General features: G+C 69.2%; 19 protein-coding genes. 15 read left to right on the forward strand and 4 right to left on the reverse strand.

The window, feature by feature from the left end; genetic code table 11:
• Positions 1 to 18: 18 nt before the first annotated feature.
• Both N802_RS12475 and N802_RS12480 read left to right on the forward strand, forming a co-directional pair.
• Positions 19 to 618, forward strand: coding sequence for a hypothetical protein (locus N802_RS12475; RefSeq protein WP_156971390.1), 600 nt, complete (start codon positions 19 to 21; stop codon positions 616 to 618).
• A gap of 44 nt (positions 619 to 662) precedes the next feature.
• On the forward strand, positions 663 to 1,271 hold the full coding sequence (locus N802_RS12480; protein WP_035916712.1) for a hypothetical protein: 609 nt from the start codon (positions 663 to 665) through the stop codon (positions 1,269 to 1,271).
• Here N802_RS12480 and N802_RS12485 read toward each other — a convergent pair.
• Positions 1,268 to 1,960, reverse strand: a complete 693-nt coding sequence (locus tag N802_RS12485; RefSeq protein ID WP_035916714.1) for an ABC transporter permease — start codon at positions 1,958 to 1,960, stop codon at positions 1,268 to 1,270. The genes N802_RS12480 and N802_RS12485 overlap by 4 nt on opposite strands.
• Positions 1,961 to 2,089: 129 nt before the next feature.
• Here N802_RS12485 and N802_RS12490 point away from each other — a divergent pair, with 129 nt between their 5' ends.
• The 12 genes from N802_RS12490 (at position 2,090) to N802_RS19510 (ending at position 11,390) form a co-directional block, all read left to right on the forward strand.
• Positions 2,090 to 2,521 (forward strand): hypothetical protein, encoded by a 432-nt coding sequence (locus N802_RS12490; RefSeq protein WP_035916715.1) that lies wholly within the window; start codon positions 2,090 to 2,092, stop codon positions 2,519 to 2,521.
• Positions 2,514 to 2,675 carry a hypothetical protein gene (locus tag N802_RS20245; RefSeq protein WP_156971391.1) on the forward strand — a complete coding sequence of 54 codons (162 nt, stop codon included), beginning with the start codon at positions 2,514 to 2,516 and terminating at the stop codon, positions 2,673 to 2,675. Before N802_RS12490 ends, N802_RS20245 begins: the two co-directional genes overlap by 8 nt.
• A 216-nt stretch (positions 2,676 to 2,891) precedes the next feature.
• Entirely contained in the window at positions 2,892 to 3,248 is a 357-nt protein-coding gene (rplS, locus tag N802_RS12495) for a 50S ribosomal protein L19 (RefSeq protein WP_035916893.1), read from the forward strand.
• 59 nt (positions 3,249 to 3,307) lie between these two features.
• Positions 3,308 to 3,988: a signal peptidase I gene (gene lepB / locus N802_RS12500; protein ID WP_035916717.1), complete on the forward strand. Its 681-nt coding sequence runs from the start codon at positions 3,308 to 3,310 to the stop codon at positions 3,986 to 3,988.
• 17 nt (positions 3,989 to 4,005) lie between these two features.
• Positions 4,006 to 4,878, forward strand: coding sequence for a signal peptidase I (gene lepB, locus N802_RS12505; RefSeq protein WP_035916718.1), 873 nt, complete (start codon positions 4,006 to 4,008; stop codon positions 4,876 to 4,878).
• Positions 4,879 to 4,939: 61 nt separating this feature from the next.
• Entirely contained in the window at positions 4,940 to 5,740 is an 801-nt protein-coding gene (locus N802_RS12510) for a ribonuclease HII (RefSeq protein WP_052109904.1), read from the forward strand.
• Entirely contained in the window at positions 5,737 to 6,051 is a 315-nt protein-coding gene (locus N802_RS12515) for a DUF2469 domain-containing protein (protein WP_035916721.1), read from the forward strand. Before N802_RS12510 ends, N802_RS12515 begins: the two co-directional genes overlap by 4 nt.
• Positions 6,052 to 6,171: 120 nt before the next feature.
• Complete coding sequence (locus N802_RS12520; protein ID WP_035916723.1) at positions 6,172 to 6,531, forward strand: YraN family protein; 360 nt, start codon at positions 6,172 to 6,174, stop codon at positions 6,529 to 6,531.
• Entirely contained in the window at positions 6,528 to 8,072 is a 1,545-nt protein-coding gene (locus N802_RS12525) for a YifB family Mg chelatase-like AAA ATPase (protein ID WP_084072180.1), read from the forward strand. The genes N802_RS12520 and N802_RS12525 overlap by 4 nt, the downstream gene beginning before the upstream one ends.
• Positions 8,069 to 9,250: a DNA-processing protein DprA gene (dprA, locus tag N802_RS12530; protein WP_052109905.1), complete on the forward strand. Its 1,182-nt coding sequence runs from the start codon at positions 8,069 to 8,071 to the stop codon at positions 9,248 to 9,250. Before N802_RS12525 ends, dprA begins: the two co-directional genes overlap by 4 nt.
• Before the next feature lie 36 nt (positions 9,251 to 9,286).
• Positions 9,287 to 10,198, forward strand: a complete 912-nt coding sequence (locus N802_RS12535; protein WP_245613929.1) for a tyrosine recombinase XerC — start codon at positions 9,287 to 9,289, stop codon at positions 10,196 to 10,198.
• The gene (locus tag N802_RS19510) at positions 10,191 to 11,390 is read left to right on the forward strand and encodes a DUF3152 domain-containing protein (protein WP_156971393.1); all 1,200 of its coding nucleotides are present in this window, start codon (positions 10,191 to 10,193) and stop codon (positions 11,388 to 11,390) included. The genes N802_RS12535 and N802_RS19510 overlap by 8 nt, the downstream gene beginning before the upstream one ends.
• 24 nt (positions 11,391 to 11,414) lie before the next feature.
• Here N802_RS19510 and N802_RS12550 read toward each other — a convergent pair whose 3' ends face one another.
• Together N802_RS12550 and N802_RS12555 are read right to left on the reverse strand one after the other, a co-directional pair.
• Complete coding sequence (locus N802_RS12550) at positions 11,415 to 11,990, reverse strand: murein hydrolase activator EnvC family protein (protein ID WP_084072182.1); 576 nt, start codon at positions 11,988 to 11,990, stop codon at positions 11,415 to 11,417.
• Positions 11,991 to 12,096: 106 nt separating this feature from the next.
• Positions 12,097 to 13,257 (reverse strand): pyridoxal phosphate-dependent aminotransferase, encoded by a 1,161-nt coding sequence (locus tag N802_RS12555; protein WP_156971394.1) that lies wholly within the window; start codon positions 13,255 to 13,257, stop codon positions 12,097 to 12,099.
• Positions 13,258 to 13,300: 43 nt separating this feature from the next.
• Between N802_RS12555 and N802_RS12560 the strand changes: the two genes are divergently transcribed.
• Positions 13,301 to 13,996 carry a DNA alkylation repair protein gene (locus N802_RS12560; RefSeq protein ID WP_035916738.1) on the forward strand — a complete coding sequence of 232 codons (696 nt, stop codon included), beginning with the start codon at positions 13,301 to 13,303 and terminating at the stop codon, positions 13,994 to 13,996.
• Positions 13,997 to 14,036: 40 nt separating this feature from the next.
• Here the strand turns inward: N802_RS12560 and N802_RS12565 are convergent, their stop codons facing one another.
• Entirely contained in the window at positions 14,037 to 14,378 is a 342-nt protein-coding gene (locus N802_RS12565; protein WP_052109907.1) for a DUF1232 domain-containing protein, read from the reverse strand.
• Positions 14,379 to 14,386 lie beyond the last annotated feature (8 nt).

The raw sequence follows: 14,386 nt of genomic DNA on the forward strand, positions 1-14,386 counted from the left end.
GCCGACTAGCCTGCCCCGGTGACCACCCCTCATCAGCCGGCCGTCCAGCTCAACCCACCAGACCTCCGCGCTGCCCATGAAGCGATGGTGCGGCAGACCCGGATCGGCAAACTCGCGGCCATCGGGACTCTCGGGGCGTTTGGCCTGTTCGTCGGGCTGGTGGTCTGGGCGGTCGAGGGAGGCGTTGGAGGCATGGCCCTGGGTGCCGTGGCCTTCCTCGCGGTGCTGCTCCTGCTGGTGATCCCGATGATCATCTCGGCCGCGAAGGAGCAGAAGCACGAGGGGCCGGCCGGGAAGGGGCCATCGAGCTTCGGTCAGGTGGTGACCACCGCACCTGCCGCTCAGGTGTGGGAGGCCGTGTATGCCGTCCTCGCGGCTCAGAAGTTCACCCCACCTCGCGCGGTCGACCCGCAGACGGTGAACTCGGCCCGTTCGCTGTCGATGGCGAGCTGGGGCGAGAGCATCACGGTGCGGATCGAAGGTACGCACGACGGGCGCGGAGTCGTGACGGCGTGGGCGCGCCCGGCCTTCCCGCTCCAGTGGCTGGACTACGGACGCAACCGGCGCCACGCCAACGCGGTGCTGAACGCCGTCCCCGGAGCAACCCCGGCCGTCTGACCCAACGGCACGCTCGGGGCTGGGCCGGGCGCTATCTTGCACCCATGACGACACAGTGGGCGCCGACGCTCCCACGTCAGCCGGTCGACCTTCGAGCGGCACACGAACAGGCCGTCCGGACGGCCCGGCGCGCCTTCTGGCCGTGGGTGCTCGGTGTCAACGTCGTGCCCGCGGTCGCCATCGGGGTGGGGCAGGCCGGCGCCCGGTCCGACGTCAGGGCTGGCGCCCTCTGGGGTCTGACGGCACTCCTCACCGTCGCCGCGGTTGGGGTCGTTGCGGTCCTGATCAACAGGAGGGCTGTCCGGGCGGCAGCCGGGCCGGCGAGTCCCGGCTCGTCGAGTTTCGGCCAGGCCATGTCCAAGGCTCCCGGTCCGGCCATCTGGACGAGCATCCACGCCCCACTGGTCGCCGAGGGCTTCAGGGCATTCCGCCTCATCGACACGCACACGCTCGAAGCCACGACGTGGCGACACGGGGGTCGTCACGACATCACCATTCAGGTCGTGGCTCACGGAGACAGCGCCGGACTCGTGACCGTGTGGGCTCGCGCGGGCGAATGCCCGTGGTTCGGGCCGGCCGTCGACTACGGCCGCAACCGAAAGTTCGCCAACGCGGTCCTGAACGCCGTCCCTGAAGCCACCCCGGTCGTCTAGGGGCGGAGGCGGGCGTGCAGGTCAGCGGGGAGCAGATGGGCCCCGCGGATGAGGCGCCCGGCCACGACCGTGGTCGTCGTCTGCGCCGCCATGATGCCGAGCAGCACGAGCACTTGCGCCGCTGCGGCCTGAGCCGGTGACCCGCCGCCGAGCAGCACCCCTATGAACGCACCCGGCAAGGTCACGACCCCAGCAGTCTTCACCTGGTCCAGCCCCGGGATGAGCGCCTCGGGCAGCCGCCGGTCGATGATCTCGGCGATCGCCTGACCACGGGTCAAACCGAGGGAGAGGCCGGCGTCGTACTGTCCCGTCTCCTCGCGCAGCGCGGCGAAGGCCCGGCGGCCGACGAGGGTGTGACCGTTCATCGTGTTGCCGAGAATGATGCCGACGATCGGGATGAGCGCGATGCCCTCGAGCGGCACGGTGCCGGTGAGCAGGATGATCGCCACGACGGGCAGCAATCCGGCGAGCATCGCCACTGTGGTCCACGGCCACACCGCCGCGGCCTCGACCCTTCGTGTCGTCGTGAACACCGCCACCGCGAACATGAAGCACAGCAGCAGCACGGACAGCGCCAGGTTCTCCGCGACGGCGGTGATGACGAGGGCCGCCAACCCGAGTTGGAGCACTGCCCGCCCAGCCGCGACGAGAGTGGCACGCGGGTGGGGAAGGCGCCCCACGGCATACATGATCAGCGTCAGCGCGAGAAGCGCGACGCACGCAAGGGCGACGGGCCACCCCCGGATCGATGCTCATGCCGCAAACGTAGGCCGCGCCCCCGACGCGGAGGTGTCGGCGCGCCAAGGCATCCTTGGGGCATGACAGGGGAGTGGTGGCCAGCAATTCTCGCGTTCGTCGGCGCAGCCGTGGGCTCGGGGGCGAGCTTCTATGCCGCGCGCCGTGACACCCAGGCGGAGGCGGAAACAGCAGCCAAGGACCTGACCCAACGTGAGAGGGCCAGCGCGCGTGAGGAATGGGGGCGCCGGTTCACGGCAGCCCTGGCTGACCTCAACTCGGACGACTCGTTCCGCCGCCGCCACTTCGGCCGCATCGTGCTCGGTGCGATGGTCAACAGCGACCTCACCTCGCCCGAGGACCGCCGACTCCTCGAGGACATCCTGCTCGCCCACGCGCGGTTCGACCAAGAAGGTGACGAGGTCGGCCTCGGCTCCGAGGGAATGCTCGTGGACGACGTGCGAGTTGTGGAGGATGATGGAGACGAAGCAGGGAGAGGAGCCGCACATGAGTGAGCGCATCGTCAAGGTCACGCGCGACCAGATCGAGTCCGCCAAGTTGCTCATCCGGCTGCGGGGCGGCGAGGACAAGGTCGATCCTGACATCGTCCTGATTGCGAACGCCCAGCGACGCGCTCGACCCCACCGCGCCGAACCCTCCACGTCCTAGGAGCCGTCGCGCCCCGCCGATTTCTCGGTATGCCGGGTGCTCTGGCAAACTTGCCCCTTGCGTCCGTCGCACAACGCCCCCGCCACAGGGGGAGTGCAGAGCGCTCCGGCACCGCTGGAGTCGCCACGCATGAGGCCGTGACGAGCGCACCACCAATCAGACGAAGCAACACACACCGTGGGTGACCTGTGGCACCGCACAGAAAGCGAAGCAGTCATGCAGCGTTTCGACGAGCTGGACAAGGCCTCCCTGCGCGAGGACATCCCCGCCTTCCGCGCCGGTGACACGGTCAACGTGCACGTCAAGGTCATCGAAGGCACGCGCTCGCGTGTCCAGGTGTTCAAGGGCATCGTCATCCGTCGCCACGGTGGCGGCCTCGGTGAGACCTTCACGGTCCGCAAGGTCTCCTTCGGCGTCGGTGTCGAGCGCACCTTCCCGCTCCACACGCCCGTCATCGACCACATCGAGGTCGTGACCCGCGGTGACGTCCGTCGCGCGAAGCTTTACTACCTGCGCGACCTGCGCGGCAAGGCGGCCAAGATCAAGGAGAAGCGCGAGACCCCGGCCAGCTGAGCTCCACCACGGAAGACGCCCACTCCGTCTTCCAAGGTCCGGCGACTAGCATCGACACGATGACGTCCCCGGCCACCCATGACACCGACCCGGTTCCCGCCACCACGGCGGGGGCCGGGTCGAGTCGTGCCCGGGTCCCCATGCTCCTCGGGGCGGGTGTCCTGGCCGTGATGCTCGTGCGCGCGTTCCTCCTGCAGCCGTATGCCGTGGCGAGCGACTCGATGTCACCGAGCCTTTCCGAGGGGGACCGGGTCCTCGTCGGCAAGGTGGGCGGGCCGTCGGTCGGCGACGTGGTCGCCGCGGATGTGACCTCGGCCTGGCCCGGACCGGATCGGGCAACGCACACCGATGACGGACTCATCGGGCGGGTGCTCGGCTCGGCCTCGGGAGCCCTCGGTATCGACCTCGGAGAGAAGTCCGTGCTCGGTCGCGTCGTCGCCTCCGGGGGCGATGTCGTGGTCTGCTGCGAATCGGGGCAGGTGACGGTCAACGGGGCTGCCGTCGGTCCACGGCTCGCCGACGCGGCCCCACCGTTTCGGATCACCGTGCCGCAGGGGCGATACTTCCTGTTGAGCGACGACCCGGACACTGTCACGGACTCACGCACCCACGTCGGTGCAGGTTCGGAGTCCAGCGACGGCACGGTCGACGGTGAAGCCATCATCGGTCGCGTCCTCACGCGCATCTGGCCCCCGAGCCGGATGGGCGCCCCGAACCCATTTCCCACCACCCAGCCCTGAGAGCACGGAACACAGTGATGACGAGCCACGAGGCCCGGTTCGAACCGGGTCAGTTCGACCCCGACGGGCGCGTCGAGGGGACGGGCCACGACGTCCCGCCCGGGAATCTCTCGGCGGACGGGTCGCAGGGCACCGGACGTGGACGTGGCGCGGTGGGAGCGGCAGGGGCCGCGATCCGGGAGTTCATCGTTGTCGTGGCCATGGCACTGGCCCTGTCCTTCGTCGTCAAGACGTGGCTCGTCCAGGCGTTCTACATCCCGTCGGGGTCGATGGAGGACACGCTGATCCTCAACGACCGGGTCGTCGTCAACAAGCTCGTGCCGGGAGTCGTCGACCTCCATCGCGGCGACGTCGTCGTCTTCGAGGACCCGGGCGACTGGCTGCAGTCGATGCCCGAAGTGAGCCACGGTCCCGTGCGGGACGGCATCGAGCGGGTGTTGTCGTTCGTCGGGCTGCTGCCCAACACGTCCGACAACCACCTCATCAAGCGGGTCATCGGGATGCCGGGCGACAAGATCCGGTGCTGCGATGACCAGGGCCGGCTCATCGTCAACGGCGTCGCCGTCGACGAGACCTACGTCAAGGCTGGCGACGTCCCCAGTTCGATCAACTTCGAGATCACCGTGCCCGAGGGCAAGGTCTGGGTCATGGGCGACCACCGTGGCGACTCGGAGGACTCACGCTTCCACGACCCGAAGGGCACTGGCGCCGACGGCTCGGTGCCGATCGACCGCATCACCGGTCGAGCCGTCGCCATCGTCTGGCCGTTCGACCGCGGCGGATGGCTCGATCGGGCCGAGTCCACGTTTGCCGAGGTGCCGCCGCCGGGATCTGCCACAGCTCCCGGGTCCGCCACCTCTGCCACGCCGGCACCGTCGACAAGCCCCTGATTCACCCGAGACCCGGCCCGCCCGGGTCACCGCACGACCGAAGGACAAGCACCCACCCGTCATGGCTGCACCGATCCGTTCCCGCAAGCCGAACCTGCGGGTTGAGCGCGCGCTGCAACGCGATGGCTACCCGCTGCTCGCGGGGATGGACGAGGTGGGGCGCGGGGCGCTCGCCGGACCCGTGACCGTGGGCGTCGTCGTGATCGACGAGACGTGTCGCTCGGCGCCGCAAGGCGTGCGTGACTCCAAGCTCCTCCAGCCACACGCCCGTGAGGCCATGGTGCCGAGGATCAGGCGGTGGGCGTTGGCGCACGCCGTGGGCCACGCTTCACCGGCCGAGATCGATGCGATCGGCATCATCGCCGCCCTCCGGCTGGCCGGGCAGCGCGCGCTTGCGGACCTCGGCGTGGTCCCCGACCTCGTGATCCTCGACGGCAACCACGACTGGCTCACCGAACCGGACGAGATGGGGCTGCTCGCCTTCGCGTCGGAGGACGCGCCACACGCGCCGCCGGTGACGACGATGATCAAGGCCGACCTCAAGTGCTCTTCGGTGGCCTCGGCCAGCGTTCTCGCGAAGGTCGCGCGCGACCGGATCATGGTCGACCTCGCGCCCGACCACCCCGCCTATGCGTGGGACCTCAACAAGGGCTACTCGGCTCCGGAGCATCTCGAGGCCCTCCGGACAATGGGTCCGTGCGAACTGCACCGACGGTCCTGGCGCCTTCCGGGAACGGTGGATGATGGGGGCGACATCGCCGGAATGATCGGCGAGGTGGCCGCCGCACCTGAGATGGTGGGCGCACCGGAGATGGTGAGGGCCGCCGTCGGACGACACGACCACGAAACAGGGGACGCATGAGCGCAGAGGACCTCGAGAAGTACGAGAGCGAGATGGAGCTCGCCCTCTACCGCGAGTACCGCGATGTGGTCGGACTCTTCTCCCACGTCGTCGAGACCGAGCGCCGCTTCTATCTGTGCAACTCCGTCGACGTCAAGGTGCGGAGCGACGGTGGCGAAGTCTTCTTCGACGTGACCATGGCGGACGCCTGGGTCTGGGACATCTATCGACCCGCTCGTTTCGTGAAGCAGGTCCGGGTGGTGACGTTCAAGGACGTCAACGTCGAGGAACTCGCCAAGTCCGAGCTCCAACTGCCCAAGGGCGACTTCTGAGCTCCTGAGCCCCTCTGAGCACGCCGCGTCGTCCACAGGCGTGGTGTGCGGTCGACGCCGTCCACAGAACGGGCTTTTGGGGATGGCACGGCCGCCTCCCCGCAGCACAGGCTCGAGGGCATGGACGGACAGAGGGCCCTGGGGCGATATGGCGAGGACTTGGCGACGCGCTACCTGCGGGAGCGGGGGATGCGGATCCTTGACCGGAACTGGCGCTGCGCGGAGGGCGAGATCGACATCGTGGCGCTCGACGGCGACTGCCTCGTCGTGTGCGAGGTCAAGACCCGCGCAGGCACCGGCGTGGGAGACCCGCTCGAGGCGGTGACCCACGAGAAGGCGAGACGGCTGCGCCGTCTGGCGGCGGCATACCTGCGGTCGCGGCCGGGCACCGTGCCCGACGTGCGCATCGATGTCGTCGGGGTGTTGGCGGAGCGGGGTCGTCGCCCGGTCCTGCGGCATGTCGTGGCGGTGGGGTCGTGAGCGTGAAACTGGGCCGGACTCTGTGCGTCGCCCTCACCGGGCTCGAGGGGAGGCTCGTCGATGTCGAGGCCCACATCTCGGCGCAGTTGCCTCACTTCAGCGTGACCGGCCTGCCCGACAAGGCATGCGGACAGGCACCGGATCGCGTGCGATCCGCGGCCGCGACGAGCGGCTACCCGCTGCCGCCTCAACGCATCACCGTCAATCTGTCGCCGGCCTCGATCCCCAAGCAGGGGACCGGCTTCGACGTGGCGATCGCCCTCGCAACCCTGGCCGCCGCGGGAGTTGTCGACGCCCGACGGATCGCCGGTGTCGCGCATCTCGGCGAACTCGGGCTCGACGGCAGCGTGCGCGGCGTGCGTGGCATCCTGCCCTCGGTCCTTGCTGTGGCGAAGGCAGGCATCCGGCATGTCGTGGTCCCGCCCGCCAATGTCGCCGAGGCGCAGCTCGTCGACGGGGTCACCGTGCACAGCGCGGCCAACCTCGCGACCTTGGTGGAGTGGTATGCCGTCCGCTCAGGGTTCGCGTCGTTGCCCGTGGCCGAGCATGTCCATGACGACGCCGAGGAAGGACGTCGCTCCGTCGACCTCTGCGATGTCGTGGGCCAAGCGGAGGCTCGGCTCGCGCTCGAGCTGGCCGCCGTGGGGCAACACCACCTCCTGATGAACGGCCCACCCGGCGTGGGCAAGACCATGCTGGCCGAGCGGCTCGTGACCATCCTCCCGCCCCTGTCGCGTGACCAAGCGCTGCAGACACATGCGATCCGGTCCCTCACCGGCGATGCCATCCGAGCGAGCGAGCTTGACCTGACACCACCGTTCGTGGCTCCACACCACAGCGCGTCCGTGGCCGCAATCTCCGGAGGTGGGTCCGGTGTCGTGCTTCCCGGCGCGATCTCCAGAGCGCACTGCGGAGTGCTCTTCCTCGATGAAGCAGGGGAGTTCAAGACCTCCGTGCTGCAGCAACTCCGGCAGCCGCTCGAGTCCGGTGAGGTGACGATCGCGCGGGCCAAGCAACTGGTGCGTTATCCAGCGCAGTTCCAACTGGTGCTCGCCACCAATCCGTGCCCGTGCGGGCGGGCGTGGGGCAAGGGCATCGACTGTGTGTGTTCGGCACTCGAGTTGAGGAGCTATCAGGCGAAGTTGTCGGGGCCCCTCATCGACCGCGTCGACATCCAGGTCATCGTGCCGCCTGTCTCCCGCGCCGCCTTCGGCGACGACCACGGCGAACCCAGCGCTGTGGTCCTCGAACGGGTGCTGTGTGCCCGAGCCGCCCAGGTGGAGCGCTGGGTGAGGCACGGGTGGCCGACCAACGCGCACGTGCCTGGACATGCCCTGCGGAGGCGCCCCTGGCGGCTCGGTGGCGCGGTCACGGCGTCGATCGACCGAGCTCTCGACCATGGCGCCCTCACCCTGCGTGGCTACGACCGGACGCTGCGACTCGCGTGGAGTGTCGCCGACCGCTTCGGGCGAACGACCCCAAGTGCCGATGATGTGGGGCTCGCGTTCACCCTTCGGTCCCACGGGAAGGCGGCGGCATGAGTCAGCGGACCTGGGGGGAGGTGCCGGGAGGGGAGGTCCTTCGTGACGAGCGCTGGGCACGCATGGCCTGGAGCCGCATCGTCGAGCCGCAAACGGTGATGGCCCGCGACGCGATCCGCGCACACGGAGCCGTGGACGCGCTGGAGCGGCTCCTGGCCGGGGCCGAACCCGATGGCGGGCGCTACGCGCAGCGCATCGAGGCACTCCACATCTCTCAGGCTCGGCACGCCTTGGCACGACTCCACGTGCGGGTGGTGATCCCGGGCGACGACGAGTGGCCACCCGGCCTCGACCAGTTGGCAGAGCCGCCGATCTGCCTCTACGTCAAGGGCGATCTCGACCTGTCCATCGCCGACGGCAGCGTCGCGGTGGTGGGGTCTCGCGCCGCGACGTCCTACGGCCTGTCCGTTGCTGCAGATCTCGGGGAGGGGCTCGCCCACCGCGGTGTCACGGTGGTGTCCGGTGCGGCCTTCGGGATCGACGCAGCCGCGCACCGTGGCTCCTTGGCAGCAGGCGGGCCGACAGTCGCCGTTCTGGCTCGTGGCCTCGACCGGCCCTATCCACAGGCCCATGACGGTCTCCTTCGCGACATCGCGGCGAATGGTGTTGTTGTCAGCGAGCTCCCGCCCGGCTGGGCGCCCTATCGCGCCCGCTTCATCGCCCGGAACCGGCTCATCGCCGCGATGAGCGTGGGCACGGTCGTCGTGGAGGCGGGGCTGCGCTCTGGGTCGCTCAACACCGCCAAGGAGGCCCGCGAGCTCTCCCGACACGTCGCCGCCGTTCCGGGGCCGGTCACGTCGGTGCAGTCGGCGGGGTGCCACACCCTCCTTCGGGAGACGGGGGCGACGCTCGTGACTGACTCGGCGGAGGTGCTCGACGTCATGGGGCGCCTGGGCTTCGACGCGGTCGAGCCGGCCCGCGCCCCCGTCACGCTCGAGTCGGAACTCGACGACACGGCGCGAGCAGTGTGGTCCGCCGTCCCCGTGCGCACCTCCGCTGATCTCACGAAGCTGGAACGACTCACGGCTCTCGACCCAGCCACCCTGCTCAGTGTCCTCGGGCGGTTGAGCGTGCTCGGCCTCGTGGAACGACGCGGGGAGGGGTGGCGCAAGGTTCCGCAGGGTCGCGTCGAAGGGACCAAGAGCGGTAGTCGACCGTCGGACCCGCCGGGCCGGTGATTGAACCGGGTGCCGCCTGATGAGACGGTGGAGGGTGTGAGTCCACGCAGACAGGACACGGTTGACGCGTTCGAGCGTCACCTGCGTGCTGAGCGCGGCCGCTCACCCCACACCGTCAGGGCCTACCTCGGTGACTTGCGTGACTTCTTCGCGCACCTCGATGGTGACTCCGAGACGCCGCTGGGAGACGTTCGACTCGCCGACCTGCGGGCCTGGCTGGGCGATCTCTCCGGTGCAGGCGCAGCGCGAGCCACGATTGCGCGACGTTCGGCGTCCCTGAGGACGTTCTTCGCCTGGGCGACTCGGCAGGGTCACGTCGAGTCGGACCCGTCGCTGCGGCTCGCGGCACCCAAGAGGCATCGAACCCTGCCCCCGGTGCTCGGGAAGGCCGACGCGGCAGGCCTGCTCGATGTCGCCGCGGTTGCTGCCGACGATGACGATCCTGTGCACATTCGTGACCTCGCGATCCTCGAGTTGCTCTATGCCACGGGGATCCGGGTGAGTGAGCTCACGGGCCTTGACGTCGATGACGTGGACTTCGACAAGGACGTCGTCCGGGTCATCGGCAAGGGCGACAAGGAGCGCCGTGTGCCGTTCGGTCACCCGGCTCGTCATGCGCTGGAGAGCTGGCTGGTGCGCGGTCGACCGCGGCTCGCCATCGACCAATGTGGCCCAGGTCTCTTTCTCGGACGCCGGGGTCGTCGCATCGACCCCCGACAAGTGCGTACCCTCGTCCACGACATGTTGATCCACGTCCCCGATGCCCCGGACCTTGGACCCCACGGGCTTCGCCACAGTGCAGCGACGCACCTCCTCGAGGGCGGCGCCGATCTGCGCATGGTTCAGGAACTGCTGGGTCACGCATCCCTCTCGACGACGCAGATCTACACCCATGTCTCCATTGAACGACTCACCGCTTCCTACGCACAGGCGCACCCGCGTGCCTGACGACATCGGCGTACCCGACTGGGTGAGCGAGCCGCCCTTGCGGGCTTCCCACCACGACGAGCCTCCCACCGTGCGCCGGGCCGATCTGCGCCGTGCGGCTGAGGAGCAGCGTCGGGCCGCATCACGGCGCGGTGGGCGGGGCCGAGGCGACCGCGGTCGCAGCGTTCGCGGTCGCGACGACCGTGCAGCGTCGGTCGGACGCCGCGGTGAGCGTGGCGCGCCCGAGAGCCGTGAACGTCGCGACCCGCGGGAGGGGCGTGACGTGCGCGAGGGGCGGGACACGGTCGCGCACGCTCGGCATCCGGACGAGCAGCACCGGAACGACGATCGCCGCACGAGGCCGGTCGAGATGGTGCCGCCTGGCCAGCAGCGGGCAGGACGATCCCGGCGACGCGATGAACCGCGCCGCGGAGCGTCTGCCAGCACTTTTGCCCGTCGTCGACTGATCGCCGCTCTCGGGCTCACGACGACCCTGGCACTTGCCCTCTGGTCCCTGTGGCCCAGCGCCGAGTCCAGTGCACCCGGTCGCAGCACGGCCGATCTGGCGTCGGCCGCACTGGCGCGCGCGAGTTCACAGCCGGCACCCGCAGTCGAGGACTTCACCGCCGCGCCCAGCGTCACACCCCAGCCGGGGGTGACGGTGCCGACGTCGGGCTCGGGCAAGCTCGGCGCTGCCGCGCTCCCCGCCATCGCGGCTCCGACGGTCAATCCCACGCGCACCCTGCGTGTGGGATTCAAGGTCGAACGGGGAACTGGCGTCGACAGCGCCGAAGCCGCCAAGGTGATCTCGTCGACGCTCGGGGACGCTCGTGGTTGGCAGACGCGCGACGGAGTCCGGTTCCGTGCAGTCTCCGTGCCTGATCTTGCGGCCGGGGACGTCGACGTGACGGTCGTTCTCGCGAGCCCCACCCTGACCGACAAGCTTTGTGCCCCGCTCAAGACGCGGGGTGAGGTGTCGTGCTTCAACGGGCGTCAGGTCGTGCTCAACCTCAAGCGCTGGCAGCTGGGTGTGCCGGGGTACGCCGGCAACCTCGATGCCTACCGTCAGTACCTCGTCAACCACGAGATGGGGCACGCGCTCTATCACGGGCACGTCGAATGTTCGGGCAAGGGCAAGGCCGCCCCGATCATGCTCCAGCAGTCCAAGGGCCTCGATGGGTGCACCCCCAACGCGTGGCCCACTGTCCGCTGACCCGCGGCTGAACACCGCCCCCTCTCACTCGTCGAGCAGCGGCAAGAGGATCACCGGGCCCCCTCCGAGGAGCGGCCGTGGGTCGACGTATCGGGAGCCGTCGATCGCCCCCAGGTGCAGGCACGACCCGCCGCAGTGTGACCTGCCGAGCACCTGACCGATGCGTTGGCCATCCGTGACGACGTCTCCTCTCGAGACGAGTCCGCGGACGGGTTCGTAGGTGCTGCGCAGCCCTGACTCGTGGGTCACGCTCACCGTCCCTCTGCCCGCGATGACTCCCACGTGAGTGACGACCCCGCCCTCCACGGAACGGACCTCCTGCCCTTGCCTCGCCGCGACATCGAGACCACGGTGTCCGGCACCGTAGGTCGAGCGGGGCGCGACAAACGGTGCCAGGACCTCTGGTCTCGGTGCCAGGGGCCAGGACCATGTCCTGCGCAGCGCTGCGACGTCGACCAGAGGGGCGGCCGACGCCGCAGCGCCCGTTGTCGACGAATCCGCCGCTGGCGCGCGCGCTGGTCCACCGGTGAGACCCGGAACGATGCTGCCGGCGACGCCGAGCACGAGGAGCGTGCGCTGCAGAGAAATGGTGATCGACATGGCTCGAGCCTCATGCCGACATTCCCGGCGCACCATCCGCACATCGGAATCTGTGGACGGTCAGAGCGTCGAGGTGCCACCTGTGGACAAGCCGCGAACGCTCGACTCAGGCGCGGAGCGTCGACAGCCTCTGCGCCGCCTCACGCAGCACTGCGTCCTCCTTGCAGAAGGCAAACCGCACCAGCGTCCGCGCGGCGTCGACATCGTCGTGGAACACCGAGACCGGCACGCCCGCGACACCTGCGCGCGCCGGCAGCTCGCGACACCAGGTCAGCGCGTCGGTGGCTCCGAGCGGCGCGACATCGGCAATGACGAAGTAGGTCCCGCTCGGCATGGACACGCTCAGCCCGATGTCGCGCAAGGCGGCGACCAACACGTCACGCTTGGCGGACAGGGAACGGGAGAGGCCGGCATACACGGAGTCATCGAGACCCAGCCCCACTGCGATGGCCGGTTGGAACGGTCCCGACCCGACATAGGTGAGGAACTGCTTCACCGTCCGGACAGCCGCGACTGCCTCGGCAGGACCGCTCACCCAGCCGACCTTCCACCCCGTTGTCGAGAAGGTCTTGCCAGCGGACGAGATCGTCAGGGTCCGTTCGGCCATGCCGGGCACTGTCGCCATCGGCACGTGCTCCAGGCCGTCGAAGACGAGGTGTTCGTAGACCTCATCGGTCACAACCCACGCGTCGTACTCCCGGGCGAGGTCGGCGATCAGCTCGAGTTCAGCGCGCGTGAAGACCTTGCCCGTGGGGTTGTGCGGTGTGTTGAGCAGGACAAGACGCGTGCGCGAGGAGAAGGCGGCCCGCAGTGACTCCTCGTCGATCGCGAAGTCGGGGAACCGCAACACCGACGTCCGCCGGACTGCTCCCGCGAGAGCGATCGACGCGGCATACGAGTCGTAGTACGGCTCGAACGTGACCACTTCGTCGCCGGGTTCGCACAGCGCGAGAATCGTCGCCGCGATCGCTTCCGTGGCACCGACGGTCACGAGCACCTCGCTGCCCGGGTCGATCTCCAGTCCGTAGAAACGCTTCTGGTGCACCGCAATAGCGTCGAGGAGTTCGGGGACGCCAGCTCCCGGTGGGTACTGGTTGCGGCCGCCGTCGATCGCTGCCTTCGCAGCGTCGAGCACCTCCTGCGGTCCGTCCGTGTCGGGGAAACCCTGGCCGAGGTTGAGCGCGCCGTGCTCGTTCGCCAGGCCCGACATCTCAGCGAAGATCGTCGATCCGAAGCCCTGCATCCGCTGCACCAGTGGGGAACCCATGTCTCGCAGGCTACGCGTCAGAGGGCGCGCCTAGGCTCAAGCCATGTCGGGCCAGGTGAGTGAACTCATCGACGCGTTGCGGGCTGCGCTGCGAAGCGGCGCCGACGCCGACCGTGCCGTGGGTCAACAGGCATACATGAAGAGCGCGATGCCGTTCCTCGGCGTCACGTCACCAGAGCGTCGTGCGCTCGTGCGCCCGATCCTCGCGGACTCCGCGATGCGTCTCGAGTCGAGGGCCTCATGGGAGCGAGCCGTCCGCTCACTCTGGGACTCGGCCGAGTTCCGAGAGGAGAGGTATGCCGCACTCGACCTTCTCCGCCATCGCACCTACCGTTCGTGGCGGGACCCGGACGTCATGCCCCTGATCGAGCACCTCATCGTGTCCGGTGCGTGGTGGGACCTCGTCGACGAGCTGTCGAACGTCGTGGGGGAGGTGCTGCTCCTTGATCCGGAGGGGGAGGGGATGCGGATGCGCGACTGGTCGGAGCGGGACGACCTGTGGCTCCGTCGTTCGGCGATCATCAGCCAGTTGCGGCACAAGGACCGGACCGACACGGACTTGCTCGAGGCGGTCATCGAGCCGAACCTCGACGACCGCGAGTTCTTCATCCGGAAGGGGATCGGGTGGGCACTGCGGCAGTACGCGAAGACCGATCCGGTGTGGGTCCAAGAATTCGTCGACCGGCACACCCACCGGATCTCCGGCCTGAGCCGTCGCGAGGCCCTCAAGCACCTCTGAGGTCGAAGCCTGATGGCGGGGAAGGCGTTGCGTGACGGGGTTATTGCCGCGTCATCCCACGACTTCCGGGTCGTGGTCTGCTGCGTTGCCTGCGTGTGAGGTCGACGCCGGAGTCGCGCAGCACCTTGCGAGCCCGCGCGACCCGCAGGGCGAACAGGACAGCCATGGCGACGACGCCCGCGTCGTCGGCCAGCCCGAGTGGCCCGAGGACGGCTTCCGGGACGACGTCGACCGGAACGACGAGATAGAAGCCCGCCGTGGCCAGGGCGACCACCCCGCGCGGCGGGATCCGGTAGCGCCACATGAGGAACCCGACCACCACGAGGAAGAGCGCGAGGACCACGCCGATCGCGATCAGCACCACCCGCAGCACGTCGTCCATGCCGTCAG

Origin of the sequence: Knoellia sinensis KCTC 19936 (assembly GCF_000768705.1) — a bacterium.
Taxonomy (GTDB): Bacteria; Actinomycetota; Actinomycetes; order Actinomycetales; family Dermatophilaceae; genus Knoellia; species Knoellia sinensis.

Bases quoted from the DNA above. Each gene is read 5' to 3' on its own strand.
- N802_RS12480 (WP_035916712.1), top strand. From the start codon at position 663: ATGACGACACAGTGGGCGCCGACGCTCCCACGTCAGCCGGTCGACCTT.
- N802_RS12485 (WP_035916714.1), bottom strand. From the start codon at position 1,960: ATGTATGCCGTGGGGCGCCTTCCCCACCCGCGTGCCACTCTCGTCGCG.
- N802_RS12490 (WP_035916715.1), top strand. From the start codon at position 2,090: ATGACAGGGGAGTGGTGGCCAGCAATTCTCGCGTTCGTCGGCGCAGCC.
- N802_RS20245 (WP_156971391.1), top strand. From the start codon at position 2,514: ATGAGTGAGCGCATCGTCAAGGTCACGCGCGACCAGATCGAGTCCGCC.
- rplS (WP_035916893.1), top strand. From the start codon at position 2,892: ATGCAGCGTTTCGACGAGCTGGACAAGGCCTCCCTGCGCGAGGACATC.
- lepB (WP_035916717.1), top strand. From the start codon at position 3,308: ATGACGTCCCCGGCCACCCATGACACCGACCCGGTTCCCGCCACCACG.
- lepB (WP_035916718.1), top strand. From the start codon at position 4,006: ATGACGAGCCACGAGGCCCGGTTCGAACCGGGTCAGTTCGACCCCGAC.
- N802_RS12510 (WP_052109904.1), top strand. From the start codon at position 4,940: ATGGCTGCACCGATCCGTTCCCGCAAGCCGAACCTGCGGGTTGAGCGC.
- N802_RS12515 (WP_035916721.1), top strand. From the start codon at position 5,737: ATGAGCGCAGAGGACCTCGAGAAGTACGAGAGCGAGATGGAGCTCGCC.
- N802_RS12520 (WP_035916723.1), top strand. From the start codon at position 6,172: ATGGACGGACAGAGGGCCCTGGGGCGATATGGCGAGGACTTGGCGACG.
- dprA (WP_052109905.1), top strand. From the start codon at position 8,069: ATGAGTCAGCGGACCTGGGGGGAGGTGCCGGGAGGGGAGGTCCTTCGT.
- N802_RS12550 (WP_084072182.1), bottom strand. From the start codon at position 11,990: ATGTCGATCACCATTTCTCTGCAGCGCACGCTCCTCGTGCTCGGCGTC.
- N802_RS12555 (WP_156971394.1), bottom strand. From the start codon at position 13,257: ATGGGTTCCCCACTGGTGCAGCGGATGCAGGGCTTCGGATCGACGATC.
- N802_RS12560 (WP_035916738.1), top strand. From the start codon at position 13,301: ATGTCGGGCCAGGTGAGTGAACTCATCGACGCGTTGCGGGCTGCGCTG.
- N802_RS12565 (WP_052109907.1), bottom strand. From the start codon at position 14,378: ATGGACGACGTGCTGCGGGTGGTGCTGATCGCGATCGGCGTGGTCCTC.